Genomic DNA, 24837 nt, shown 5'->3' with positions numbered 1-24837 from the left:
CCGGGCGGCCCCGCCCGGCTTCCCAACAGTTGAGAGGTCGGGCGCATCGAATCACGCGGCTGCGGCGCGGTCGTCGTACGGCCGGCGACGGGGGTGGCCGGGCCGGCGGGGCGACCAGCGGCGGCCGGCGGCCGGCGCGTGACGGGGCCGGCGGGTGGGTCGGGCTGCCTTCACCGGTACCCGAGAGGCGCGCGAGGATACAATCCGGGGGTTCGCCAGGAGTCGCGAGGAGGCGACGCCCGACGGCCGGATCCGGTCCCAGCCGCGCGTGCCGTCCGGCCCCGCGTGCGCCGTGACGGGCCGGTGGGGCCTGGTCGCGCGGTCTGGCGCCTTCGACTAGCTGAGGTGTTGTATGAGGCAATTGTCGGTCCGGGGAAACACCGCCCAGGCGCTGCGGGAGCTGATGGCGCAGCGCGTCGTGGTGCTGGACGGCGCCTGGGGCACGATGCTGCAGAACGCCGCGCTCACCCCCGCCGACTACCGGGGCGACCTGCTGGTCGACCACCCGAAGGACGTGACGGGCGACCCCGACCTGCTGAACCTGACCCGCCCGGACGTGGTGCTCGACACGCACCGCCGGTACCTGGCCGCCGGCGCGGACATCACCAGCACGAACACCTTCACCGCCACCCGGATCAGCCAGGCCGACTACGGCCTGGAGGAGTACGTCCACCAGATGAACGTGCGCGCCGCGCAGCTCGCCCGGCAGGCGGCCGACGAGGCCGGCGGGCGGTTCGTGGCGGGCTCGGTGGGCCCGCTCAACGTCACGCTGTCGCTGTCGCCCCGGGTGGACGACCCGGCGTACCGGGCGGTCAGCTACGACCAGGTCAAGGAGACGTACGCGGAGCAGATCGCGGCGCTGGCCGAGGGCGGCGTCGACCTGCTGCTGATCGAGACGATCTTCGACACGCTGAACGCGAAGGCGGCCATCGCGGCGGCCCGGGAGGTCGCGCCGGACCTGCCGCTGTGGGTCTCGGTCACCATCGTGGACCTCAGCGGGCGAACCCTGTCCGGGCAGACGGTGGAGGCGTTCTGGCGCTCCATCGAGCGGGCCGAGCCGCTGGTCGTCGGGGTCAACTGCGCCCTGGGCGCGGCGGAGATGCGCCCGCACGTGGCCGAGCTGGCCCGGCTCGCCGACACGTACGTCGCCTGCCACCCCAACGCGGGCCTGCCGAACGCGTTCGGCGGCTACGACCAGACCCCCAAGCAGACCGCCCGGCTGATCGGCGAGTTCGCCGAGGCCGGTCTGGTCAACATCGTCGGCGGGTGCTGTGGCACGTCCCCCGAACACATCGCGGAGATCGCCGCCGCCGTCTCGGGTCTCACTCCCCGGGAGCCGGTGAAGAACGTCACGACGACCCGGTTCAGCGGCCTGGAGCCGTTCTCGATCGGCCCGGACACCGGGTTCGTGATGATCGGCGAGCGGACCAACGTCACCGGCTCGGCCCGGTTCCGCCGGCTGATCGAGGCCGACGACTACCAGGGCGCGGTGGCGGTCGCCCTCGAACAGGTCCGGGGCGGCGCGAACCTGCTCGACGTCAACATGGACGCCGACCTGCTCGACAGCGAGCAGGCGATGACCACCTTCCTGAACCTGATCGCCACCGAGCCCGAGGTGGCCCGGATCCCGATCATGATCGACAGCTCCCGGTGGAGCGTGCTGGCCGCCGGGCTCAAGTGCGTGCAGGGCAAGGCCGTGGTCAACTCGATCAGCCTGAAGGAGGGCGAGGAGGCGTTCCTCGCCCAGGCCCGGCACATCCGCGGCCACGGCGCGGGCGTGGTGGTGATGGCCTTCGACGAGCAGGGCCAGGCCGACACCACCGAGCGGAAGGTGGAGATCTGCGCGCGGGCGTACGACCTGCTGACGCAGCAGGCCGACTTCGCGCCGGAGGACATCATCTTCGACCCGAACGTGCTGGCCGTCGCCACCGGCATCGCCGAGCACAACGGGTACGCCAAGGCGTTCATCGACGCGCTCCCGCTGATCAAGGAGCGCTGCCCCGGCGCCCGGACCAGCGGCGGCATCTCCAACCTGTCGTTCGCGTTCCGGGGCAACGACGTGGTGCGGGAGGCGATGCACTCGGCGTTCCTGCTGCACGCCGTCCGCGCCGGGCTGGACATGGGCATCGTCAACGCCGGCCAGCTCGCCGTCTACGAGGACATCCCGGCCGACCTGCTGACCCTGGTCGAGGACGTGCTCTTCGACCGGCGCCCGGACGCCACCGACCGGCTGGTGTCGTTCGCCGCGACGGTCACCGGCTCCGGCGCCAAGCGCGAGGTGGACCTGTCCTGGCGGGAGACGCCGGTCGCCGAGCGGCTCAAGCACGCGCTGGTGCACGGCATCGTCGAGTTCGTCGAGGCGGACACGGAGGAGGCCCGCCAGCAGGCGGCCCGGCCGCTGGACGTCATCGAGGGCCCGCTGATGGACGGCATGAGCGTGGTCGGCGACCTGTTCGGCTCGGGGCGGATGTTCCTGCCGCAGGTGGTGAAGAGCGCCCGGGTGATGAAGCGGGCGGTCGCCTACCTCGAACCGTACATGGAGCAGGAGCGGGAGCAGGCCCAGCGGGAGGGGCGGATCACCGTCGGCCGGGGCCGGGGCAAGGTGGTGCTGGCCACGGTCAAGGGCGACGTGCACGACATCGGCAAGAACATCGTCGGCGTGGTGCTCGGCTGCAACAACTACGAGGTGATCGACCTCGGGGTGATGGTGCCGGCGGAACGGATCCTGGACACGGCCGTCGCCGAGGGCGCCGACGTGGTCGGCCTCTCCGGCCTGATCACCCCGTCGCTGGACGAGATGGTCGCGGTGGCCGGCGAGATGCAGCGGCGGGACATGAAGCTGCCGCTGCTCATCGGCGGGGCCACCACCTCCCGGCAGCACACGGCGGTACGGATCGCCCCGGCGTACGACGCGACGACGGTGCACGTGCTCGACGCGTCCCGGGTCGTCGGGGTGGTCTCCGACCTGCTCGACAGCGACCGGGCCGGGCAGTTGGCCGCCAGCAACCTGGCCGAGCAGGAGCGGCTGCGGGAGCAGCACACCGCCCGCCGGCAGCCGCTGCTGCCGCTGGCCGAGGCGCGGGCGAACCGGGAGCAGGTGGACTTCGCCGACCTGCCGGTGCCGGCCTTCACCGGCATCCGCGTCGTCGAGCCGGATCTCGCCACCATCCGCGAGATGATCGACTGGCAGTTCCTCTTCCTGGCCTGGGAGCTCAAGGGCAAGTTCCCGGCGATCCTGGACCAGCCGGTGGCCCGCGAGCTGTACGACGACGCCGTGGCCATGCTGGACCAGATCATCGCCGACGGGTCGTTGCAGGCGCGTGGCGTGTACGGCTTCTGGCCCGCGCACACCGAGGGCGACGACATCGTCCTGACCGACCCGGCCCTCCGGTTGCCGATGCTGCGCCAGCAGACCACCAAGCCGGCGGGGCGGGCCAACCGCTGCCTCGCCGACTACATCGCCCCGGCCGGGGACCACCTGGGTGGTTTCGCGGTGGCGATCCACGGCGCCGAGGAGCTGGCCGCCGGCTACGAGGCGGCCAACGACGACTACCGGGCCATCATGGTCAAGGCGCTCGCCGACCGGCTCGCCGAGGCGTTCGCCGAGTACCTGCACCTCCAGGCCCGCCGCGAGTGGTTCGAGCCGGACGCCGACCCCCGCATCGAGGACCTGCACGCGGAACGGTTCCGGGGCATCCGGCCCGCGCTCGGCTACCCGGCCAGCCCGGACCACAGCGAGAAGCGCGACCTCTTCGCGCTGCTCGACGCCGAGCGGCTCGGCATCGGCCTGACCGAGTCGTACGCGATGACCCCGGCGGCCAGCGTCAGCGGGCTGATCTTCGCCCACCCGGAGTCGCGCTACTTCACCGTCGGGCGAATCGGCCGGGACCAGGTCGAGGACTACGCGACCCGACGCGGCGTCGCCCGGGACGAGATCGAGCGCTGGTTGCGCCCCAACCTCGCCTACGACCCGGACTGAGCCGGCCCGCCCCCGCTCCCCGCGCCGTCACGGCCGGCGTCGACGTACCCCGTCGACGCCGGCCGTTCGCGTGGCTACCCGCCAACCGGGCGGTTGTCCTGAGCAGCGGTACCTATCCGGCCCGGGTGCCACGACGGTTGCGCGCCGGGTCGTCGGCCGGTTGACTGACCTGCCACCCGGCGGCCGGTCGCCGGGCCCGAACCACCGCACCGGCCCGCCGCCGGACGCGCACCACCGCCTCCGGGCCGGCACCGGCGGAACGACCCGGTGGCAGCGGACACGCAGGAGGAAGAGATGCTGCGCAGGTTCGCGTTGTTCCTCGCCGTCGCCGCCGGTCTCGTGGCGGTCGCCCCGTGCCTGGTGTTCTTCGTCCCGCACGGCTGGCAGATTCTGGCGGGCCTCGTGCTGGCCACCGCCCTGGCCGGCTACTGCTGGTTCCTCTGGGCCGAGGACAGCCCACGCCGGGGCCCGGCCGATCCCGGTCCGCCCCCGGACCGGCACCGGTACCCACCCCACCTGCCCTGACGCCCCCGGGCGGACCGCCGGAAACCGGCTCAGCCGGCCGACGACCCCGCCGGCACCACCACGTCCCGGCTGTCGGACGCCGACACGTGCCGCCCGCCGGAGGCCGCCACGTCCCGGCCGCCGGGCGGCGGGTCCACGGGCGGGGGCGGCGGCCCGGTCTGGTTCGCCGCGCGGTGCAGGAGCAGCGCGGCGAGGCAGCCACCGGCGAGGACGGCGACCGCCCCGACGGTCTGCCCGAGCACCACCGCCGCGTTGAACGCCTCGGCGACCTGGTCCCGGTCCACCCCGGTCCGGGCGGCGGCCAGGGCGGCCGGGAACGATCCGGCGCCGGCCAGCACGGCGGGGAGCGCGGCGGTGAACCGGGCGTTCAACACCGCGCCGAGGACGGCGACGCCGAGACTGGTGCCCACCTCGGACATGGTGCCGTCGATGCCGGCCCCGGCCCCGGCCCGCTCGGGCGGTACCGCGCTGAGCACCGCCTCCACGATCGCCGGGTTGGCGACCGCGCAGCCGGCGCCCATCAGCAGCAGGCCCACCAGCAGGCCGCCGTAGCCGTCGGCCGGGGCGTACGCGGTGACCACCAGCCCCAGGGCGAGCGTCGCCATGCCGGCCGCGATGGCCAGCGGGATGCCCAGCCGCCGGATGACCAGGGCGGCGACCCCGGCGAGGTTGAGCAGCACCACGGTCAGCGCGAAGGGGGCCATCCGGACGCCGGCCTCCCAGGCCGGGTACCCCCGGACGAACTGCAACTGCTGGGCCAGCAGGAACAGCGCCCCGGCGCTGCCGAAGGTGATCAGCACGACGCCGGAGACCGCGCCGACGAACCGGCGGTCCCGGAAGAAGCGCATGTCGAGCATGGGCGCGGGGACGTGCTGTTCCCAGGCGACGAACGCGGCGATCAGCAGCGCCCCGGCGGTGGCCGCGCCGAGCACGGGCACCGAACCCCAGCCCTGCTCGGGGCCCTGGATGATGGCGAAGACGACCGCGCCCAGCCCGGCGGTGGAGAGCACCGCCCCGACCAGGTCGAGGCGGCCCTCGCCGTGCCGGGACTCGGGCACCAGCCGGCGGGCGGCGAGCAGGCAGACCAGCACGACCGGCAGGTTGACCAGGAAGATGGCCGGCCACCGGAAGTGGCCCAGCAGCAGGCCACCGACCGGGGGCCCGGCGGCGAAGCCCAGCGCGCTCACCGCCGCCCAGATGCCGATGGCGCGGGGGCGTTCCCGCGCGTCGAAGACCTGCATCGCGACCGCGAGGGTGGCGGTGGCCAGCAGCGCTCCCCCGACCCCGAGCGCGGCCCGCGCCGCGACCAGGTGGTCGGCGGACCGGGCCGACGCGGCGGCGGCCGAGGCGAGCCCGAACAGCACCAGCCCGACCAGCAGCATCCGGCGACGACCGTACCGGTCGACCACGCTGCCGGCGGTGAGCAGCAGGCCGGCCTGCACCAGCGCGTACCCGTTGATCACCCACTGGATGTCGGCGGTGCTGGCGTGCAGGTCGCGGGTGAGGGCCGGCACCGCCACGGTGAGGATGGTGTTGTCCAGCACCACGACGAGTTGGGCGAGGCAGAGCACGGCGAGGACGAGCCAGCGGGTACGCAGCCGTACCGGGGTGGTGGGGGGTGCCGCCGTGCCGCCGGGGGCAGCGGTCACCTGGCGGTCCAGTACCCGAGGGCGGAGACCTGGTGGCGGTTCACCCCGAGTCCCTTGCGCAGGTGCTTCGCCAGCGCCCGGGTGGTGCCGGCCTCGCAGGCCACCCAGTGGTACGCCCCCTCGGCAGGGCTGGTCAGGGCGGCCCGGACGGTCTCCACCAGGTGCCGCCCCTCGTCGAGGCGGGGTACCCAGATCACCTCCTGGCCGGCGCGGGCCCGGTGCGGGAGTCCCTTCTCGTCGTCGTTCGCGTACTCCAGCCAGATGGTGGCGGGCAGGTCCCCGGCGGCGTCCAGCAGGCTGTTGACGGCGGGCAGGCTGGCCGAGTCCCCGACCAGGTACAGGTGGGTGGGGGTGGGGTCGGGCAGGGTGAAGGAGCTGCCCTGGAGGGTGGCGTCGATGGTGTCCCCGGGCCGGGCGCTGCTCGCCCAGCGGGCCGCGACGCCCTCGTGCAGGGCGAACTCCAGGTGGAACCGGCCGGTGGCCGGGTCCGGGTCGACCAGGGTGTAGGCCCGCTGGTGGGAGCGGCCCTCGTTGTCGAACCAGAGGCGGATCCACATGGTGGGGTGCGCCTCAGCCGCGGCGAGCAGGCCGCCCCCGTCGACCAGCAGGCGGTGCAGGCTCCCGCTGACCCGCTCGGAGTCGAGCACGGTCAACCGGAATTCCCGGCCCCCCATCGCCTTGAGCACGAGGGCTTCCCAGTTCCGCTTCACGCCTGCCTCCACTGTCCCCGGTAGTTAGGTTAGGTTAACCTAACTGCGCCGTCCTGGGGAGGGGCACCCACACGATCCCGAGAAGAGGTCCGTCAATGCACCTGGAGAAGATCCCCGACATCGGCACCCTCACGCTGGAGCCGGTCGACCCGGCCGCCCACGCGGAGCTGCTGCACGCCTGGGTCACCCAACCCCGCAACGTCTACTGGGGGATGGGCGCCTACACCGTCGAGGAGGTCCGGGAGGTGTACGCCTTCCTGGACGGCCTCACCACCCACCATGCCTGGTTGATCCGCCTGGACGACGAGCCCGTCGGCATCTTCCAGAGCTACGAGCCGGCCGCCGACCCGGTCGGGGAGCGGTACGAGGTCCGCCCCGGGGACATCGGCATGCACCTGCTCCTCTCCCCCGGCCCGGGTGTCCCCCGGGGACTCGCCGCCACCGTGGGCCCGGCCCTGGTCCGGTTCCTGCTGCGCGACCCCGCCCTGACCCGGGTGGTGGTGGAGCCCGACGTCCGCAACGGGCTGGCCCTGCGCCGCATGCTGCTCAGCGGCTTCACCTTCGCCGAGGAGATCGACCTGGCGGAGAAACGGGCCCAGCTCGCCTTCCTCACCCGGGAACGGTTCGAGGCCGACCACGGCCCCGCCCCCGTCCCGGCCTGACCCCACCCGCAGACCCCGTCCCGGCCCAACCCACCTCCGCCGGACCCAGCCGGGGGCACTCAGCCCCGGCCGGCACCACCACCCGCGCGACCGGTGGCGGGCATGGTTGATCATGTGCTCATGTTCCGTGGAATATGGGAGCGGGCCCGGGAGAACCGGCGCGATCAGGATCGGTACCACCGCAACCGGGGCAAGAAGTCGAGGAACCCCGACGGTTGCTGCGACTGCTGCGACATCTTCGGCCTCTTCTCCTCGCTGCTGCTGCTCGGCTCCGTCGCCGCCGCCCGGACCGGCGCTCCGGCCCTGGACCGGGCCGGGGTGGCCGCCATCCGGGGGTACCGCCGCTGGGTCTCCCCGCACTGGCCCGGCCGCTGCCGGTTCACCCCCACCTGCGGGGCGTACGGGCTGACCGCCGTGGAACGGTACGGCCTGGCGGTCGGGGGCCGGATGGCCGCCGACCGGGTCCGCCGCTGCCGCCCCTCGGTACCCCGGGGCACCCAGGACCCGGTGCGCTGAGCCCACCGGGCACCCGGGACGGGACGCCCCCGCCCCGGGCGGCAGGATGGGGCGGGTGAGCGCGAGCCCCGCCCCGGCCGTCCTGGAGGCCGTGCTGGAACGGCTGACCTACGTCAACGAGGAGACCGGGTACACGGTCGCCCGGGTCGCCACCGAGCGCGGCAGTGACCTGCTGACCGTGGTCGGCGCGCTGCTCGGCGCGCAGCCCGGGGAGAGCCTGCGGCTGCGGGGCCGCTGGTCGTCGCACCCACGGTACGGCCGGCAGTTCGAGGTGGACTCGTACAGCACCGTGCTGCCCGCGACCATCCAGGGCATCCAGCGGTACCTCGGCTCCGGCCTGGTGAAGGGGATCGGGCCGGTCTTCGCCGAACGGATCGTGGCGCACTTCGGGCTGGACACCCTGCGGATCATCGAGGAGGAACCGGCCCGCCTGGTCGAGGTCCCCGGCCTCGGCCCGAAACGCACCGCGAAGATCACCGCCGCCTGGGCGGAACAGCAGGCGATCAAGGAGGTGATGCTCTTCCTCCAGGGCGTCGGCGTCTCCACCTCGCTCGCCGTCCGGATCTACAAGCAGTACGGCGACGCCTCGGTCGACGTGGTGACGAAGGAGCCGTACCGGCTGGCCGCCGACGTGTGGGGCATCGGGTTCAAGACCGCCGACACCATCGCCCGCGCCGTCGGCATCCCGCACGACAGCCCGGAACGGGTCAAGGCCGGGCTGGCGTACACGCTCTCCGAGGCGACCGACGACGGCCACTGCTACCTGCCCGTACCGCAGCTCGTCGCGGACGCGGTGACCATCCTGGACGTACCCGGGGACCTGGTCACCACCTGTCTGGACGACCTGGCCGCCGAGGAGGGGGTGGTCCGCGAGACGCTGCCCGGCGACGCCGTCGGCGGCCGGACCGGCGCGGACGGCGCACCGGTCGACGCGGTGTACCTGGTCCCCTTCCACCGTGCCGAACTCTCCCTGTCCGGGTCGCTGCGGCGGCTGCTTGACCACCGCGCCGACCGGCTGCCGCACTTCGCCACCGTCGACTGGGGCCGGGCGCTGGCCTGGCTGCGCGCCCGCACCGGCGCGGACCTCGCCCCCGAGCAGGAGCAGGCGGTCCGACTGGCGCTCACCTCGAAGGTCGCCGTGCTGACCGGCGGCCCCGGCTGCGGCAAGAGCTTCACCGTCCGCTCCATCGTGGAGCTGGCCGCCGCGAAGCAGGCCAAGGTGACCCTGGCCGCGCCGACCGGCCGGGCCGCGAAACGCCTCGCCGAGCTGACCGGGCACCCGGCCGCCACCGTGCACCGGCTGCTGCAACTGCGCCCCGGCGGGGATGCCGCCCACGACCGGGACAACCCGCTCGACGTGGACCTGCTCGTCGTCGACGAGGCGAGCATGCTCGACCTGGTCCTGGCGAACAAGCTGGTCAAGGCGGTACCGCCGGGCGCGCACCTGCTGCTGGTCGGCGACGTCGACCAGCTTCCCTCGGTCGGCGCCGGGGAGGTGCTGCGCGACCTGCTCGCCGCCGACGTCGTCCCCCGGGTCCGGCTGACCCAGGTCTTCCGGCAGGCCGCGCAGTCGGGGGTGGTCACCAACGCGCACCGGATCAACGCCGGCCGCTCGCCGAAGCTCGACGGGCTGGCCGACTTCTTCCTCTTCGCCTGCGACGACACCGAGGCGACCGCCGCGCTCACCGTCGACGTGGCCTGCGCCCGCATCCCGGCGAAGTTCGGTTTGGACCCGCGCCGCGACGTGCAGGTGCTCGCCCCGATGCACCGGGGCCCGGCCGGGGCCGGCGCGCTCAACACCCTGCTCCAGCAGCGGCTCACCCCGGCTCGCGAGGGGCAGCCGGAACGACGCCTGGGCGGGCGGGTGTTCCGGGTCGGCGACAAGGTCACCCAGGTCCGCAACAACTACGACAAGGGCCAGGCCGGGGTCTTCAACGGCACCGTCGGCGTGGTCGTCGCCCTCTCCACCGAGGAGCAGACCCTCACCGTCCGCACCGACGAGGACGAGACCATCGAGTACGACTTCGACGAGCTGGACGAACTGGCCCACGCGTACGCGGTGACCATCCACCGCTCGCAGGGCTCGGAGTACCCGGCGGTGGTGGTGCCGCTGACCACCAGCGCGTGGATGATGCTGCAACGCAACCTGCTCTACACCGCCGTCACCCGAGCGAAGAAGCTCGTCGTGCTGGTCGGCTCCCGCCGTGCCCTGGCCGCCGCCGTCCGGACCGTCGGCGCGGGTCGCCGGCACACCGCCCTGGCGTACCGGCTCACCGGTTCGGCCCGCTGATTCTGTCGGTGGGGGCCGCTAGCGTTCCCGGACGTGAGCGCAGTTCAGACGTACCGGTACCTGGGGTCCTCCGCCCTGTCGCGGGACGGCCTCGCCCTCCAGACCAGCGGCGGGCCGGCGCCGAACCCCCGCTTCTTCGACGGTTTCCTCACCACCCCGCACGCGGCGGCGGTCGGCCTGCTGGCCGTGGCCGAGGTGGCCCGCACCCGGTACCACCGGCCGGTCAGTCCGGCCAGCCTCGACCCCGTGGTCACCGGCAGCCGGGACCGGCTCCGGTTCGAGTCCTTCTCCGGCTGCTGCGGTGTGTACGCCCGGATGGACGCCCTGCCCGAGGGGCTCGACGGTGACGTGGTGGAGCACGGCACCACCAACGTCGACGTGAACAACCCGCTGCGCGAGGCGCTGGCCCGGGTCGGCGGCCTCGACCCGCTGCACCTGTCCGTCGGCCCCGACGACCTCACCGTCTCCACGCTGGACGGCCCGGTGGTGGAGAAGAAGGTTCCGCTGCCGGTGCGCTGGCTGCGCGGCTTCGCCGAGGTGCAGGTGCTGGCCGCCCGCTTCGAGCCCCGCGCGGAGATCCCGGCGACCGAGGCGGCGGCGTTCCTGCGCCGGCTGCCGACCGGCAACGACCGGGCGGTGCTCTGGGTGGTGCCGGCCGGGCGGACGCTGCGGCTCACCTCCCGCCCGGTCCCCGGGGCGGTCTGCCTGGCCGGGGCGAGCCGGCTGGTCGCGCTGCGCCCGATGCTGCGCTTCGCGAAGACCCTGCGGGCGTACGGGCCGACCGTGGCGGCCGGCTCCGCCCCGGTGCCGAGCACCTGGGAGCTGGACACCGGGGCGCTGCGGCTCTCCCTGACCCTCTCCCCCGAGCCGTACCGGGGCTTCTCCGGCGAGGGCGCGGCGCTGACCTCGCTGGCCGGGGACGACGTGGTCGACGACGCCGACCTGGTCTCCGCCCTGCTCTCCTGGGACCCGACGGTCGACGTGGACCGGCTCGCCGCCGAGGCCGGCCTCGACGCCGGCCGGGTCCGGGGCGCCCTGGCCCAGCTCGGCACCGCCGGCCGGGTCGGGTACGACGTCTCCGAGGCGGCGTACTTCCACCGGGTGATGCCGTACGACGCGGGTCGCGCCGAGCGGGACAACCCGCGCCTGGTCGGGGCCCGGGTCCTGCTCGACGCCGGCGCGGTGACGCTGGACGACGCGGCGGACGGCCCGCCGACGGCGGCGACGGTCCGCAGCGGCGAGCAGTCGTACCGGGTCCGTCACCTGCCGGACGACAGCTTCACCTGCACCTGCCCCTGGTGGGCCAAGCACCGGGGGCAGCGGGGGCCGTGCCGGCACGCCCTAGCCGCCCGGATGCTGCTCACCCAGCAGTCGACCACCGACGAGGTCACCGAGCAGACCGAGGAGCGGGTGTGAGTCGCGACCGGCCGGCCGGGATCATCAAGAGCGAGGCCCGCCGCCGGTACGAGCTGGCCAGGGGCGGCACCAGCGACCTGTTCGACCTGGTGGACACCGGTGCCGCCGACCTGATCGGGCCGGCCCTGGCCGGGCTGCCCGAGGAGCGCCGCCGGGAGATCGCCGCCGAGCTGACCACCTGGTTCAAGGAACGGGACCGGTCGACCTGGTGGTCGCAGGGCAAGGGCACCGCCCTGGCGGTCCTCGTGGTCGGCTGCCTGCCCACCGCCGCCCAGGCGGCGACGATCCTCGCCCGCCGCTCGATCGTGCTGGACGGTAGCCGGGCCGCCGGGCTGGTCCGCGCCGCCGCCACCGAGCGGGGCGTCACCTGGCTGGGCGATCTGGCCCACCGGCTCGCCGCCCGGTTCAACCAGTCGAGCTGGATCGAGCACTGGCGGTTCGTCGCCACGGTGCTGCGCGACGAGGGCGCACCGCCGCCGACCGACGACCGGTCCGTGCAGCTCTGGGTCAGCGGCCTCCAGTTCCCCGACAACCGGCACGACGGCCGCCGGCGCCGACCCCTGCTGGCGGCCCGCCTGCGCGAGGACCCCTTCCTCCCCGTCATGCTCCCCCGGCTGTTCGAGGTGGACGGCCTCGGCTCGCAGCTCGGCTTCGACATCGTCCTGCGCAGTTGGGAGGACCGGGAGCGGCACGGCCTGCTCAACGCCCTGACCACGCTCGCCGCCGAGGGCGTCATCGACCGGACGGTGCTGATCGACGGCTGCCTCGGCCGGCTGCTACGCGGCGACAAGACCTCCGCGCTGCGCTCCTTCGTCATCCTGCTCGACCAACTCCAGCCGACCACCGCCGAGGTCACCGCCCGCACCACCGACTACCTGCGCCTGCTCACCGACGCCCCGGCCCCGGTGGCCACGATGGCCCAGAAGGCCCTGCGGGAGCTGCCCGACCTGGCCCTGGAGTCGATCCTCGACGCCTCCCGGGAGGTGCTGTTCCGCCCCGACAAGACCCTGGTGAAGGCGCAGCTCACCTGGCTGGACCGGTTGGCCCGCAAGCCGTACCGGGAGCGGGCCGCCGAGATCGCCGAGGTGATCGCGGTCGCCGCCGAGCACCCCGCCGTCGAGCTGCGGGACCGGGCCAGCGCCCTCGCCGCCCGGCACGGCGTCGATCCGGCGGCGGCCGGCCCCGGCCCGGCGGTCGCCGAGCCACGCGGCGACGACCTGCCCGCGCCCACCCCGGCCGCCCCGGCACCGGCCCCGATCACCGACGTGGACGAGCTGGCCGAGGAGGTCGCCGCCCTGCTCGGCACCCGGTCACAGGGCGTGCCGATGGACCGGGTCCTCGACGGGCTGGTCCGCCTCACCGCGACCGACGCGCCCCGGGTGCACGCCGCCCTGGCCCCGGTCATCGAGCGGCGGCACTGGTCGTGGGGCAACGAGCACGGCTACGACCCGCTCTGCCTCTGCGGGGTGGTGGTCGACGTGTTCAGGACCGCCGGCGCGGACCAGCAGCCCCGGCGACGCAGCCGGTGGGAGTCGCTGCTCGCCGCCGTACGCCGCACCGACCGGGCCCCGAAGACCCCGGAACTGGTCGCCACCGACCCCCGGGTGCCGGCGGTCCACCGGCTGCTACGGGCCCGCCTCGCCGAGATCGGGATGCACCTGAACGAGCCGGGGCACGGTGGCCTGCTCGCCGCCCCCACCTCGACCAACGGTCAGCTCGACCCGCTCGCCCTGCTGGAGCGGCTGACCGCGCGGGGCGACCGGGCGGCCTGGCACTGGGATCTCACCCAGGCCCTGCTGCGCCTGCCCACCGGCCCCGACGACGCCGTCGCCGACAAGGCCGCCGCGCTGGGCACCCCGGCCGGTGACCGGCTCGCCGCCTGGCTGCGCTCCGGCGGGCTGCCGCAGCCGGTCATGCGGGCCACCTCCGCCCCCGTCAAGGAGAAGTCCCGCCACGCGTACCTGCGGGAGTACTACCAGAAACTGGGCGAGCGGATCCTGGTCGAGGTGCGCCCGCCCAACGGGTACGACGACCGGTACGGGCTGGTCACCGCCGACCCGACCCCGACCCTGTCCTCGATGGACGACGTCGGTTGGGAGAAGCTGTGGCCGTCCCTGCTGCCGGGGCACCGGGGCGTGGTGGCCGCCAACGCCCTACCGATGGTGGCCTCCGGGGCGGACGTGGACCAGCGCGACGCCACCGCCGTCCTGCCACTGCTCGCCGAGAGCACCGGCCCCGGCGGGGTGGCCGTCGACCTCGCCGTCGCCTACGGTCTCGGGGCCCGGCACGCCGCCGACCGGGTCGCCACCCTGGACGCCCTGCTCGCCCTGGCCGGGGCCGGGCAGTTCGACCCGGTCGGCACCGGCGGGCAGGTGGGCGCACTGGTCGTCCAGGACCGGGTGAAGCTGTCCCGGGCGGTGGAGCCGCTGCGCGACGCCGCGCTGGCCGGTGCGCCGCTGACGGTGTGGCGGCTGCTCGCCGCCGCGCTGCCGGCGCTGCTGGCCTCGGTCAAGCCCGCCCGTGGCCTGCCCGACCTGCTGACCCTGGCCGCCGAGACGGCCACCACCACCGGGGTCCGGATCGAGGTGCCCGGCCTGGCCGAGGTCGCCGCCCGGGGCGGGTCGAGCCGGCTGGTCACCGAGTCCCGCCGCCTCCACCTCGCCCTCACCACCGCCTGACCCGTTCCTCCGCCGCAGAGACACCGCCGTATCCGGTGTCCGTCCATCGATGGACACCGGATATCCACCGCTCCGGTGATCCGTTCGGTGAACCGCTTCGACAACAATCCTTGCAGAAGGGCGATCAGCGCCGACCGCGCGACGTCAAGGACACAACGGGGGACGTCGAGTGGTCGCGGCGGGCCTGGTCATCCTCGGGAAAAGGGATGGTGCGGGTCCGGCCCGCCCGGACGCCGCACCTTCTTCCCCTGCGGCGCGAGCCGTCCGGGGGACGCGGGTGGCCGTCGGCGGACGGAGTGGTTGGTGCGGACGCCCTTTCGAGCTGCCCCGTTCGTGGGACCAGCCGACCACCGACCCGGCCCGGGGCTCACCCGTTCCGGCCCCAACCGCTATCGACGGACGCGCGGCCGGCCCACCTCGCAGCCGAGCACCGCCGCCCAGAAGTTGACCAGCGATGGAACACCCGAGCAGTGGGTCAGCACCCGGGAGGAGGGTCGGATGATCCAGGCGTCGCCGTCGGGCAGCACGACGGCCCACCCGATCGGCCCGTCGTCGCCGTCGAGCACCAGCAGCTCCGGCACCTCGTCCACCTCGACCACGGGCAGGTCGGACAGCTCCTCCCGGGCCCGCTCGGCCCCGCCGGGCGACGGGGCGCAGCCCGGCTCAGCGCTCATCGTTCGTCCCGTCCGTGGCGTCGGTCCCCGGCCGGGTCCTCGACCTCGGGACGACCGGATGGACCGCTCTCACCACCAGCCGGCCACGCGGCTGCCCGTCCCGCAGCGGGTACCTGGTGGCCGGGCCCACCTGATCGACCGGCTCCTCCTGCCGCTGGAACCACTTCCATCGACCCACTTCCAACCTCCCGAACAGTCGACCATCTCCATCACTGACGGTCACCATCCGGCAGCCCGCACGCCGCCCGCAACATCTCGAACCACAATTTGTGATGAGAGATTGACTATGTGTCACAGAAGTTGGCATGGTGTTCCAGTTGAGACAGCCCGGCCGTCAACCCGAGACGAGGTGGCACGTGCCCGAGACCGGATCGTCCGTCCCGCGCCGACAGCTCGGCCGGTTGCTGCGCCAGGCGCGGGAGGAGGCGGGGATCAACCTGGAAGCCGCCGCCGAGGCGCTGGAGTGGTCCCGAGCCAAGATGTACCGGCTCGAAGGCGGGCAGGTCGCCCTGCGCACCCACGACGTCACCCTGATGTGCCGGCACTACGGCACCTCGGCCGAGCTGACCGAGGTCCTGGTCTCGCTCGCCCGCGAGACCAAGAGCAAGGGCTGGTGGCACGCGTACGGCGAGGTCATCCCGAGCTGGTTCGAGCTGTACGTCGGCATGGAAGCCGCCGCCCACCACATCCGCCAGTACGAGCCGATGCTGGTGCCGGGTCTGCTACAGACGCCGGAGTACATGGAGGCACTGTTCACCACCCGGCCGGGCCGCACTCCGCAGGAGGTGGCCCAGAAGGTCGCCCTGCGACTGGAACGCCAGAAGCTACTGACCCGCCGCAATCCCGTTGCCCCGCTGTTCGAGGCCATCATCGACGAGGCGGTCGTCCGCCGCCCCCTCGCCGACATCGAGGCATGGCGGCACCAACTCGCTTACCTGGTGAATGCCACCCAGGCTCCTCATGTGCGGCTCCGGGTGATGCCGCTTTCGGCCACACCGCATCTGGTGTCGGTCGCCGGGGCATTCGCGCTGCTGGACTTTCCGGCGGCCGGTACCCGACCCGCTGAACCAAGCACCGTCTACTGCGAGTCACTGACCGGCAGCCTCTACCTCGACCGCCCGGAGGAAATCGCCAAGTACCGCGAAGCCTGGCAACTGCTCTGGGACCGCGCGCTCGACGAGCGCGCCTCGGAAGACCTGATCGGCACCGTGATCAAGGAGAGCTACGATGACTGACCTGACCGGCGCAGAGTGGCGCAAGAGCAGCCGCAGCGCCGAGGGCAACTGCGTCGAGGTCGCCGACAGCCTGCCCGGCGTCGTCGGGGTCCGGGACTCGAAGGACCGGTCCGGCCCGGTGCTCACCTTCGGTGTCCCCGCCTGGCGGGCCTTCGTCACCACCCTCGGGGCCCGCCCCCTCCCCTGAGGCGCTCGCGCAGCCGCGCCTCGACCCGGAGGCGATACTGCCATCGAGCCGTATACCCGTCAGGAATAATTATACCTGACGGGTATACGGCTCGATGTGGTCACCTCGCCCGGCACCGCACGGGACAGCGAGCGGGCGGTCAGTGGATTCGACGTCCCCTCGCGTCCGGCACGCCGGACTTGCGGAAGAAGTACGTGTTGACGTGGTCACGCCACTCGCGTGCGCTCAACACCTGCTCGTCGAGGCGGTCGGTGACCCGCTCGTGCAGGGCGGGGTCGATCACCCCGGCGAGCAGTTGCCAGCGCCGGAACATCGCCTCGACCTGTTCCACCCCGGCGAAGTGGGTGTCGTAGATGTGCTGGATGACGGTGCTTCCGCTGTGCAGCACGTGGTCGTACGGCACGTGGTGGAAGAAGAGCAGCAACTCGTCGGGGCACGTCTCGGGTGACTCGTACACGTCCCGCCACGGCCACGGGTACTGGTCGGTGTAGCCGGTGCCGGTGGCCCGGGTCCGGTCCACGCCGACGCCGTCCCGGTCGGCGAAGTGGTACGTGCCCCACGGGCTGTACTCGTACCCGTCGACCTGCGGTCCGTAGTGGTTGCCGGGGTTGACCATGAAGCCGACGCCCAACGGCGCGGTGTACCGCTCGTAGGTGCGCCACGAGTCGTCCATGATCGCGTGCACGGTCTCCCGGACCAGGGCGGGGTCCTCCGTCGCCGTGGGCGGGAAGGTCAGGTCGATCCACTCGTCCAGGATGGCCGCCGGGTCCAGCTCGGGATCCCAGGCGAGGCGGCCGAAGGCGTACAGGTTGGCCTGCGCGAGCGGGTGCCCGCACCAGTACGGGTCGTCGCCCACGTTGGCGACCGCGACCAGGCCGCCCCCGGGGCCGGAGCGGGTCCGGGTCGGGCCCTGCGCCGGCTCACCGGCGACCACCGCGGCGACGGTCCGCCCCTCCTCGCCCCACGGCCGGAAGCCGAGGATCTCGCGCCACAGCGGGCCGAGGTAGCAGACGTGCCGCTGCTGGCCGGTGTACTCCTGGGTCACCTGCATCTCGACGGCCAGCCGGGTCGCCGGCATCGCGGCGATCACCGGGGAGACCGGCTCGCGGGTCTGGAAGTCGATCGGGCCGTACTTCACCTGGAGGATGACGTTGGTGCGGAACTCGCCGTCCAGCGGGGCGAAGTGGTCGTACGCGGCCCGCGCCCGGTCGGTGCGCCGGTCCCGCCAGTCCTGGCGGTGGTTGTAGACGAACGCCCGCCAGTGGACCACCCCACCGAGCGGGGCCAGCGCCTCGGCGAGCAGGTTCGCCCCGTCGGCGTGGCTGCGGCCGTACGTGAGGGGGCCGGGCTGCCCCTCCGAGTCGGCCTTCACCACGTACCCGCCGAAGTCGGGGATGCGCTCGTAGACCTGCCGGGTGGTGGTGGCCCACCAGGAGCGCACCTTCTCGTCCAGCGGGTCGGCGGTGGGCAGGCCACCGAGGACCACCGGGGCGGCGAAGGTGACCGACAGGTGCACCCGCACGCCGAACGGGCGCAGCACGTCGGCGATCTCGGCCACGTCGCCGAGCCGCTCGGTGAGCAGCCGCGCCTCGGTGCCGCCGACGTTCACGTTGTTCACCGAGATGGCGTTGATCCCGCAGGCCGCCAGCAGTCGCCCGTACGCCCGGATGCGGGCCAGGTCGCGGCGCGGGCCGCCGTTACGCCAGAAGATCGAGCCGCCCGCGTACCCCCGTTCGACCTGGCCCATCAGCGGGTGCACGGCCACGTTGTCCCAGTGGTCGAGCATCCGGCGGCGCAGCGCGGGCCGGTGCCGCCGGGTCGGCAGCCCCGGGTCGAAGGCGGCCTCGCCGAGTCGCACCACGTGATACAGCCCGTACAGCAGCCCGGCCGGACCGCCGGCCAGCAGCACCGTCGTGTCGCCGACCCGGGTGAGCAGGAAACCCTCGTCGCCCAGCCCGCCGCCGGTCTCGTTCAGCGGGGCCAGCGCCCGCGTCGCCGGGGCGGGCAGCGGCCCGGCCCAACGCAGCGCGAGGACCAGGTCGACCGGTTCGTCCCGGTACGGGGCGACGAGCGCCTGCCCGCCGAACCGGGAACAGGCCCAGGTGACCTCGGTCTCGACGGTGTCGACGAGCGGGCCGTCGCCGTGCACCAGGACCCGGCGGGAGCCGAGCGCCCGGAACGCCTCCGAGGGCAGCCAGGCCGGGTGCACACTCGGCTCCCCGAACCGGTGCGGGTGGCCGGTGACGGTCGTCGGCTCCCCGGCGGAGCCCGCCATCGGGGCGCTCACCGCTCCTCCCGCAGCACCACGACGCCCCGCTCCGGCAGCCGCAGCGCCGCCCCGGCGGTCACCCGGTCCCCGGTGAGCAGGTCCACGCCACCGCTGACGGCGGTCACCTCGACCGGTTCGGCCCGGTGGTTGAGCAGGAAGAGCAGCCGGGTGCCGTCCGGGGCGACCCGCACCGCCGACTCCAGGTCCGCGACGTCCGGGTACGGGCCGAGCAGGTCGTGCCGGGCCAGCACCTGCCGGACCACCCAGGAGACCCCGGTCTGGTCCAGCCCGGCGGCGACGTACCAGCCGTCCCCGTCGCCGAAGGCGTTGCGGGTCACCGCCGGGGTGCCGGCGTAGAAGTCGGCCAGGTACGTCCCGACCACCTCCGCCCCCTCCGGGACGACCAGCTCGAAGAGCAGCCGCGACTCGACCTCCACGGCGTCGTCGCCGGTGCCGAGGCGGACCGGGTTGACCACCTCCGGGCCCCGGGCGTCCCACTCGTCGACCCGGACCCCGGTCAGCGGCCCGAGCGGACCGGGGACGTCCATCAGGAAGGCGTTGTCCTGCTCGTCCACCCGCCCCGACAGGTACGTGGTCAGCACCGAGCCGCCCCGGGCGGCCACCGCCTCCAGCCGCGCGACCACGTCCCCCTTGAGCAGGTGCAGCACCGGGGCGACCACCACGTCGTACCGGGACAGGTCGGCGCTCACCGCGACCACGTCCAGGTCCACCCCGGCGTCCCAGAGCGCCCGGTGGTACGCCAGCACCACCTCCTGGTACCGGACCAGCCGGGACGGGCCGTCGGAGATCTCCAGCGCCCACCAGGAGTCCCAGTCGAACAGCAGCGCCACCCGGGCCGGGGTGCGCGCGCCCAGCGAGGCACCGCCCAGCCGCTCCAGCTCCGCGCCCAGCTCGGCGACCTCGCGGAAGACCCGGGTGTCGGCGCGGCCGGCGTGCCCGATCACCGCGCCGTGGTACTTCTCGCTGGCGCCCCGACCGGCGCGCATCTGGAAGAAGAGCACCGCGTCCGCGCCGTGCGCCACCGCCTGCCAGCTCCACAGCCGCATCAGGCCGGGCCGCTTGAGCGGGTTGACGTCCCGGCAGGCGGTGACGCTGGGGGTCTGCTCCATCAGCCAGAACGGCTGGCCGTCCTTGAGCCCGCGCATCAGGTCGTGGGTGAGCGCCATCCGGGCCGCCGACTCGTCGTCGGGCGGGTAGTTGTCCCAGGAGGCGAAGTCCAGGTCCGCCGCCCAGCGGTGGTAGTCGATCGGCCGGTACATGCCCATGAAGTTGGTGGTGACCGGCACGTCCGGGCTGGACTCGCGGATGGCCGCCTTCTCGTCCCGGAAGTTGGCCAGCATCGCGTCCGACATGAACCGCAGGTAGTCCAGGGTGATGCCCTGGAAGGCGGTGTGGTCGGGGCCGCGCCAGTGCTCGGTCAGCGCGGACGGCGGCTCGATCTGCGCCCAGTCGGTGAAGGTGTGCGACCAGAAGGTCGTGTACCAGGCCGCGTTCAGCTCGGCCAGGCTGCCGTAGCGCGCCCGCAGCCAGTCGCGGAAGCCGGCCGCGCACAGCTCGCAGTAGCAGGACCCGCCGTACTCGTTGCCGACGTGCCAGGCGACCACCGCCGGGTTGCCGGCGTACCGGCGGGCCACCCGACGGGCCAGCTCGGCGGAGAGCCGCCGGAACACCGGGGAGCTGGGGCAGGAGTTGTGCCGCTGCCCGAAGCGGTGCCGCCGGCCCTCGAAGTCGACCCGGCACACCTGCGGGTACGCCGTCGCCAGCCACGCCGGGTGCGCGCCGGTGCCGGTGGCCAGGCAGATGCTGCGCCCCTCGGCGGTGGCCCGCTCGACGATCCGGTCCAGCAGGCCGAAGTCGTAGATGTCCTCGGCGGGCTGGGTGAGCGCCCAGGTGAAGACGCCGAGGGTGACGGTGTCGATCCGGGCGGCGTCGAAGAGCCGGTAGTCCTGCTTCCACACGTCCTCGGGCCACTGCTCGGGGTTGTAGTCCCCGCCGAAGGGCACCTTCCCGGTGACCGGCAGGCTCATGCCGTCACCTCGCCGCGCTCGCTCATGCCGTGAACTCCTTCTCCACGATGGTGATCATCGGATCGCCGATCCGCAGCAGGGACAGGACGAACAGGACGCCGACGAGGGCGAGCACCGCCTCGGAGAAGAGCACCGTGACGGCGACCGCCGCCGCCAGCAGCAGCCCGGTGCCGAGGGTGACGCCCGGCGTACGGACCAGGAAGTAGAGGGCCAGCCGCAGCACGTCGCGGGTCCGGAAGGTGAACAGCGCGGTGACCACCAGCGCGTTCGCCCCGACCAGGGACACCCCCGCCCCGACCAGCACCAGCAGCGCCCCCCACCAGGCGGGGACGGCGGCGGCGGAGAGGTTGGCGAGGTTCACCGCGACGACGGCCAGCCAGGCCAGCAGCGGCACCCAGATCCGCAGTGTCCCGCCCAGGTTGGCCCGGTACCCGCGCAGGAACAGCGCGGCCGGGCGCAGGTCGGTCAGGTCGGGACGCTGGTGGCGCAGCGCGTACAGGGCGGCGGAGACCGCCGGGCCCACCGGGAGCAGGCAGGCCGCCACCAGCGGCAGGTTGCTGACGTCGGAGCCGAGCAGGACCAGCGGCACCAGGCCGGGCAGGGTGGTGGCGACCAGCAGCACCCCCACCACCAGCAGGGTGTGCACGTGCGCGGCCCCCCGGGACAGCGGGCCGTCCCCGAACTGCCGCCAGGTCTGCGCGGTCACGGCTGCTCCCGCCGGTCGCCCCCGCCGAGCAGGCGGTCGTCGTCGCACCACGGCGGGGTCTCGTCCACCACCGGGGTCAGCTCGACCAGGGTCACCTCGTGCCGGGCCAGGGTGAGGTCGAGGTCCACCCGACCGGCCCGCACCGGCAGCGCCCGGTGGCTCCGGGCCGGCTCGGCGGCCTCCCGCAGCGCGTCGAGCTGGCCGGGCCGGGGCGAACGCGGACGGCCCAGCTCCCGCCAGGCCGCGAGGACGTTGCCCGCCTCCTCGCTGACCGACCGCCGCAGCAGGAACGCCGACCCGGTGCCGGCCGGGCTGGTGCCCGCCGATCCGGTGCCGACCGGGCTGGTGCCGGCCGGGCCGAGCGGCACCGAGAGCGACACGGGGTGCCGGTCGGTCACCGGCTCGTGGCCGGTGACGTCGACCGGGGCCCAGGCCAGCACCGCCACCCGGCCGTCCGGGTGCCGGGTGACCAGGTGGTCCGCGCCCCGGGCCAGCACCTCGTCGCCGAGCCGGGCCATGAAGGCGTACAGGTGGTACGTGGGTTTCCTGAGCTGGCGGTGGGTGAGCAGGCCGAACCCGCCGTGGAACAGCGCGGTGGGGATGCCCACCTCCTCGAACATGTCGCTGAACGTCCAGTACGAGAAGGAGTCGACGAGGTCCCCGCCGCCGGCCAGCACCGGGGCGAGGTACGCGGCGTGGAACGCGGTGTCGTGGATCGGGTTGTCCGGCCGGTACGACGAGTTGAACTCGGTGATGTGCACCGGCAGGTCGGCCAGCGCGGTGCCGGCCAGGTGCTTGCGGGGGGCGGCGAACTGGGCCAGCAGCTCCGTCGCCGGGGCGAGCGTCTGGTACGTGCCGAACGGCACGTGCTCCGCCGGCCCGGAGGTGTACGCGTGCCGGCTGACAAAGTCCACCGGCACGTTCCGGTCGGTGACGAACTCGGCGAACGGCACCAGCCACTCGTCCGACCCGGGCGAGATCGCCGGCCCGCCGACCTGGAGGCCGGCGTCGACCTCCTTCACCGCGTGCGCGGAGACCTCGTACAGCCGGTGGTAGGCGTCCTGGTCGGCACCCGGCCAGAAGATGTCCAGGTTGGGTTCGTTCCACACCTCGATCGGCCAGCCGCGCACCTCGTCGAGGCCGTACCGGTCGACCAGGTGGGAGACCGTGGCCCGGACCAGGTCGGCCCACTCGGTGTGGGAGCGGGGCGGGCTGATGTTGCCCCGCCACCAGAAGACGGTCTGCTCGCCGGAGGCCAGCCCCGAGGGCATGAACCCCAGCTCCACGAAGGGCCGGATGCCCAGCTCCAGGTAGGCGTCGACGACCTGGTCGACGTAGGTGAAGCTGTGGTGCACCCGGCGCTCGCCCGCGTACTCGTACGGGCGGTGCACGCCGACGCCGTCGCTGAACAGGCCGTGCCCCCGGATGTGCCGGAAGCCGATGTCCCGCTGCACGAGGGCCAGCGCGTCCTGGTAGTCCCGGCGCAGGGCCAACTCGAAGCGGCCGGTGCCCACGCAGGCACGCCAGGCGTCGGTCAGCCGGCCGGTGGGCTGGTCGGGAACGGTGATTCGCATGGCTGGTCCTCTGGTCGTGCACGGGGCGGAGGCGGGAACGGGAACGGGTGGGGGCGGGTCCGGCCGGGCCACCGTCGGGGCCCGGCCGGACCCGCGGGGCTAGCCGTTCTCCTTCTGGAAGCGGTCGTACGCCTTGTCGACGAGCTGCATGTAGGCGTCCAGGTTCTTGCTCTTCAGCTCGGTGACGTAGGCGTCCCACTCGGTCAGCGGGCGCTGGCCGAGGATGAACGTCAGGGTGTTCTGGGTGACGTGGTCCTTCAGCGGGGTCTCCCAGAGCGCGACCTGTTCCCGCTCCTCGTCGGTCAGCGGGTACGGCGGCGGCACCGCGATCGGGGTCCGGGCGTTCATCACCTGCTGGAACTCCATCTCCTCCGGGGAGAAGAACGACTGCACCAGCTCCAGGTTGCCGCCGTAGGCGAAGACCCCGTTGTAGAAGCCGAAGTCCTTCTGGAGGTGCTTGCTGCCCTTGGGGTTGAGGCCGACGACGTCGACGTCACCGGTGAGGCCGCGCTTGCCGGAGCCGTCCCGGGCGAAGGTCGTCCCCTCGACGCCCCACCTGCTGAACTCCTGGCCCGCGTCGGAGTACCAGAGCCAGTCGATGAACTGCATCATGGCGACGAAGTTCTTGCTCTCCCGCGCCTTCGTGGAGATCATGATGCCGCCGCTGCTCGTCCGGGGGGCCGGGTTGATCTCGCCGGCCGGGCCGACCGGCAGCGGGATCTTGACCAGCTTGGCCGCCGGGTTGGTCCGCGCCAGGTCCGGCCGGTACTCGTTGACCAGGGTCTGCGCGTTGCCGCTGATCACGAAGGACTTGCCGTTGGCGAGCTTCTGCCGGGCGGCGTCGTCGGTCTGGGTGAAGCTCTCCGGGTCCATCAGCCCCTCGGCGACCAGCTTGTTCAGGTACGCCAGCATCTGCCGGTACTGCTCACTGGCCCCGGTGTAGACGAACTTCTTCTCCGCCGGTACCCAGGTGGTGTGCTGGTAGTTCCAGCCGGCGTTGGTGCCGAAGGACGCGCCGAGGAAGTTCAGCAGCGCCCCGCCCGGGGTGGGCTTGCCCCACCGGTCGGAGAACGGGTACGTGTCCGGGTACTTCGCCTTCATCGCCTTGAGCGCGGCGTACACCTCGTCCCAGGTCTTCGGGACGGCCAGGCCCAGTTCGTCGAGGATGTCGGTGCGCATCACCAGCGAGTAGTCCTGGGTGGGCTTCTCCTCCATCCCCGGCAGCAGGTAGAACTTGCCGTCGGACTGCCGCAGCGAGTCCAACTCCGGGTGGAAGTGCCACTTCTCGATCTTGTCCTTGAGGTGCGGCATCAGGTCGAGGTAGTCGCTCACCGGCAGGATCGCGCCGGAGGAGACGAACGCGTTCTCGGCCGGGTGGTACGTCTTCGGGATGATCAGCGGCGCGTCCCCGGCACCGATGAGCAGGCTGCGCTTCTGCTCGTAGTCGCTCAGCGGCACGGCGACCGGCTCCAGCGTCACGTTGGTCCGCTTGGTCAGCTCCGACCAGAACAGCCAGTCGTTCTTCAACGGGTAGTTCGGGTGGTTGTTGTAGAGCACGGAGAAGGACAGCGGCTCGGTGGCGGTGAACTGGTCCCCGACGCCGTACTCGGCCATCGCGCCGGCCCGGTTCTCGGTGAGGTCCGTCGACTCGGTCGGCTCCTCGGAGCAGCCGACGAGGCTGACCGCGAGCAGACCGGCGGTGGCCAACGCCACCCGGCG

General features: G+C 73.4%; 16 protein-coding genes and 1 pseudogene. 9 read left to right on the top strand and 8 right to left on the bottom strand.

Annotated elements, in window-relative coordinates:
- Positions 1 to 352: 352 nt before the first annotated feature.
- Together metH and AWW66_RS10250 are read left to right on the top strand one after the other, a co-directional pair.
- The gene (metH, locus tag AWW66_RS10255; RefSeq protein ID WP_083978368.1) at positions 353 to 3979 is read left to right on the top strand and encodes a methionine synthase; all 3627 of its coding nucleotides are present in this window, start codon (positions 353 to 355) and stop codon (positions 3977 to 3979) included.
- 294 nt (positions 3980 to 4273) lie between these two features.
- On the top strand, positions 4274 to 4504 hold the full coding sequence (locus tag AWW66_RS10250; RefSeq protein ID WP_067363289.1) for a hypothetical protein: 231 nt from the start codon (positions 4274 to 4276) through the stop codon (positions 4502 to 4504).
- A gap of 149 nt (positions 4505 to 4653) precedes the next feature.
- Here the strand turns inward: AWW66_RS10250 and AWW66_RS10245 are convergent.
- Positions 4654 to 6153: pseudogene (locus AWW66_RS10245) on the bottom strand (MFS transporter); the annotation flags it as partial.
- Positions 6150 to 6863 carry a siderophore-interacting protein gene (locus AWW66_RS10240; RefSeq protein ID WP_067363287.1) on the bottom strand — a complete coding sequence of 238 codons (714 nt, stop codon included), beginning with the start codon at positions 6861 to 6863 and terminating at the stop codon, positions 6150 to 6152. The pseudogene AWW66_RS10245 and the gene AWW66_RS10240, both read right to left, overlap by 4 nt.
- Before the next feature lie 95 nt (positions 6864 to 6958).
- Between AWW66_RS10240 and AWW66_RS10235 the strand changes: the two genes are divergently transcribed.
- The 5 genes from AWW66_RS10235 to AWW66_RS10215 all read left to right on the top strand — a co-directional run bounded on the left by AWW66_RS10235 (position 6959) and on the right by AWW66_RS10215 (position 14425).
- Positions 6959 to 7525: a GNAT family N-acetyltransferase gene (locus AWW66_RS10235; protein ID WP_067363284.1), complete on the top strand. Its 567-nt coding sequence runs from the start codon at positions 6959 to 6961 to the stop codon at positions 7523 to 7525.
- Between the two features lie 120 nt (positions 7526 to 7645).
- Positions 7646 to 8041: a membrane protein insertion efficiency factor YidD gene (yidD, locus tag AWW66_RS10230; protein ID WP_067363281.1), complete on the top strand. Its 396-nt coding sequence runs from the start codon at positions 7646 to 7648 to the stop codon at positions 8039 to 8041.
- Between the two features lie 46 nt (positions 8042 to 8087).
- Positions 8088 to 10331, top strand: a complete 2244-nt coding sequence (gene recD2 / locus AWW66_RS10225) for an SF1B family DNA helicase RecD2 (protein ID WP_067363277.1) — start codon at positions 8088 to 8090, stop codon at positions 10329 to 10331.
- Between the two features lie 33 nt (positions 10332 to 10364).
- Positions 10365 to 11747 (top strand): DprA-like winged helix domain-containing protein, encoded by a 1383-nt coding sequence (locus tag AWW66_RS10220; RefSeq protein WP_067363273.1) that lies wholly within the window; start codon positions 10365 to 10367, stop codon positions 11745 to 11747.
- Positions 11744 to 14425, top strand: coding sequence for a DUF6493 family protein (locus AWW66_RS10215; protein WP_245648128.1), 2682 nt, complete (start codon positions 11744 to 11746; stop codon positions 14423 to 14425). The genes AWW66_RS10220 and AWW66_RS10215 overlap by 4 nt, the downstream gene beginning before the upstream one ends.
- Before the next feature lie 389 nt (positions 14426 to 14814).
- Here the strand turns inward: AWW66_RS10215 and AWW66_RS10210 are convergent, their stop codons facing one another.
- Positions 14815 to 15099 (bottom strand): hypothetical protein, encoded by a 285-nt coding sequence (locus AWW66_RS10210; RefSeq protein ID WP_067363271.1) that lies wholly within the window; start codon positions 15097 to 15099, stop codon positions 14815 to 14817.
- A 305-nt stretch (positions 15100 to 15404) separates the two neighbouring features.
- On the opposite strand from AWW66_RS10210, the gene AWW66_RS10200 reads away from it, so the two are divergent.
- The gene (locus tag AWW66_RS10200; protein WP_083978367.1) at positions 15405 to 16334 is read left to right on the top strand and encodes a helix-turn-helix domain-containing protein; all 930 of its coding nucleotides are present in this window, start codon (positions 15405 to 15407) and stop codon (positions 16332 to 16334) included.
- Positions 16327 to 16521 (top strand): DUF397 domain-containing protein, encoded by a 195-nt coding sequence (locus AWW66_RS10195; protein ID WP_067363262.1) that lies wholly within the window; start codon positions 16327 to 16329, stop codon positions 16519 to 16521. The genes AWW66_RS10200 and AWW66_RS10195 overlap by 8 nt, the downstream gene beginning before the upstream one ends.
- A 139-nt stretch (positions 16522 to 16660) precedes the next feature.
- On the opposite strand, the gene AWW66_RS10190 is transcribed toward AWW66_RS10195, so the two are convergent.
- From AWW66_RS10190 to AWW66_RS10170, 5 genes are all read right to left on the bottom strand, one after another.
- Complete coding sequence (locus AWW66_RS10190; protein WP_245648126.1) at positions 16661 to 18808, bottom strand: alpha-glucuronidase; 2148 nt, start codon at positions 18806 to 18808, stop codon at positions 16661 to 16663.
- Positions 18805 to 20838, bottom strand: coding sequence for a beta-galactosidase (locus AWW66_RS10185; protein WP_067363260.1), 2034 nt, complete (start codon positions 20836 to 20838; stop codon positions 18805 to 18807). The genes AWW66_RS10190 and AWW66_RS10185 overlap by 4 nt, the downstream gene beginning before the upstream one ends.
- Before the next feature lie 22 nt (positions 20839 to 20860).
- On the bottom strand, positions 20861 to 21544 hold the full coding sequence (locus tag AWW66_RS10180; protein ID WP_067363257.1) for a DUF624 domain-containing protein: 684 nt from the start codon (positions 21542 to 21544) through the stop codon (positions 20861 to 20863).
- Positions 21541 to 23118, bottom strand: coding sequence for a GH39 family glycosyl hydrolase (locus AWW66_RS10175; RefSeq protein ID WP_067363254.1), 1578 nt, complete (start codon positions 23116 to 23118; stop codon positions 21541 to 21543). The genes AWW66_RS10180 and AWW66_RS10175 overlap by 4 nt, the downstream gene beginning before the upstream one ends.
- Before the next feature lie 99 nt (positions 23119 to 23217).
- Positions 23218 to 24831, bottom strand: a complete 1614-nt coding sequence (locus tag AWW66_RS10170; protein WP_245648124.1) for an ABC transporter substrate-binding protein — start codon at positions 24829 to 24831, stop codon at positions 23218 to 23220.
- Positions 24832 to 24837: the final 6 nt, after the last annotated feature.

This window comes from Micromonospora rosaria (assembly GCF_001567585.1).
Lineage (GTDB): Bacteria > Actinomycetota > Actinomycetes > Mycobacteriales > Micromonosporaceae > Micromonospora > Micromonospora rosaria.
Note: the sequence above shows the minus strand (reverse complement) of the source record. Positions and strands in the feature narration are given on the sequence as shown.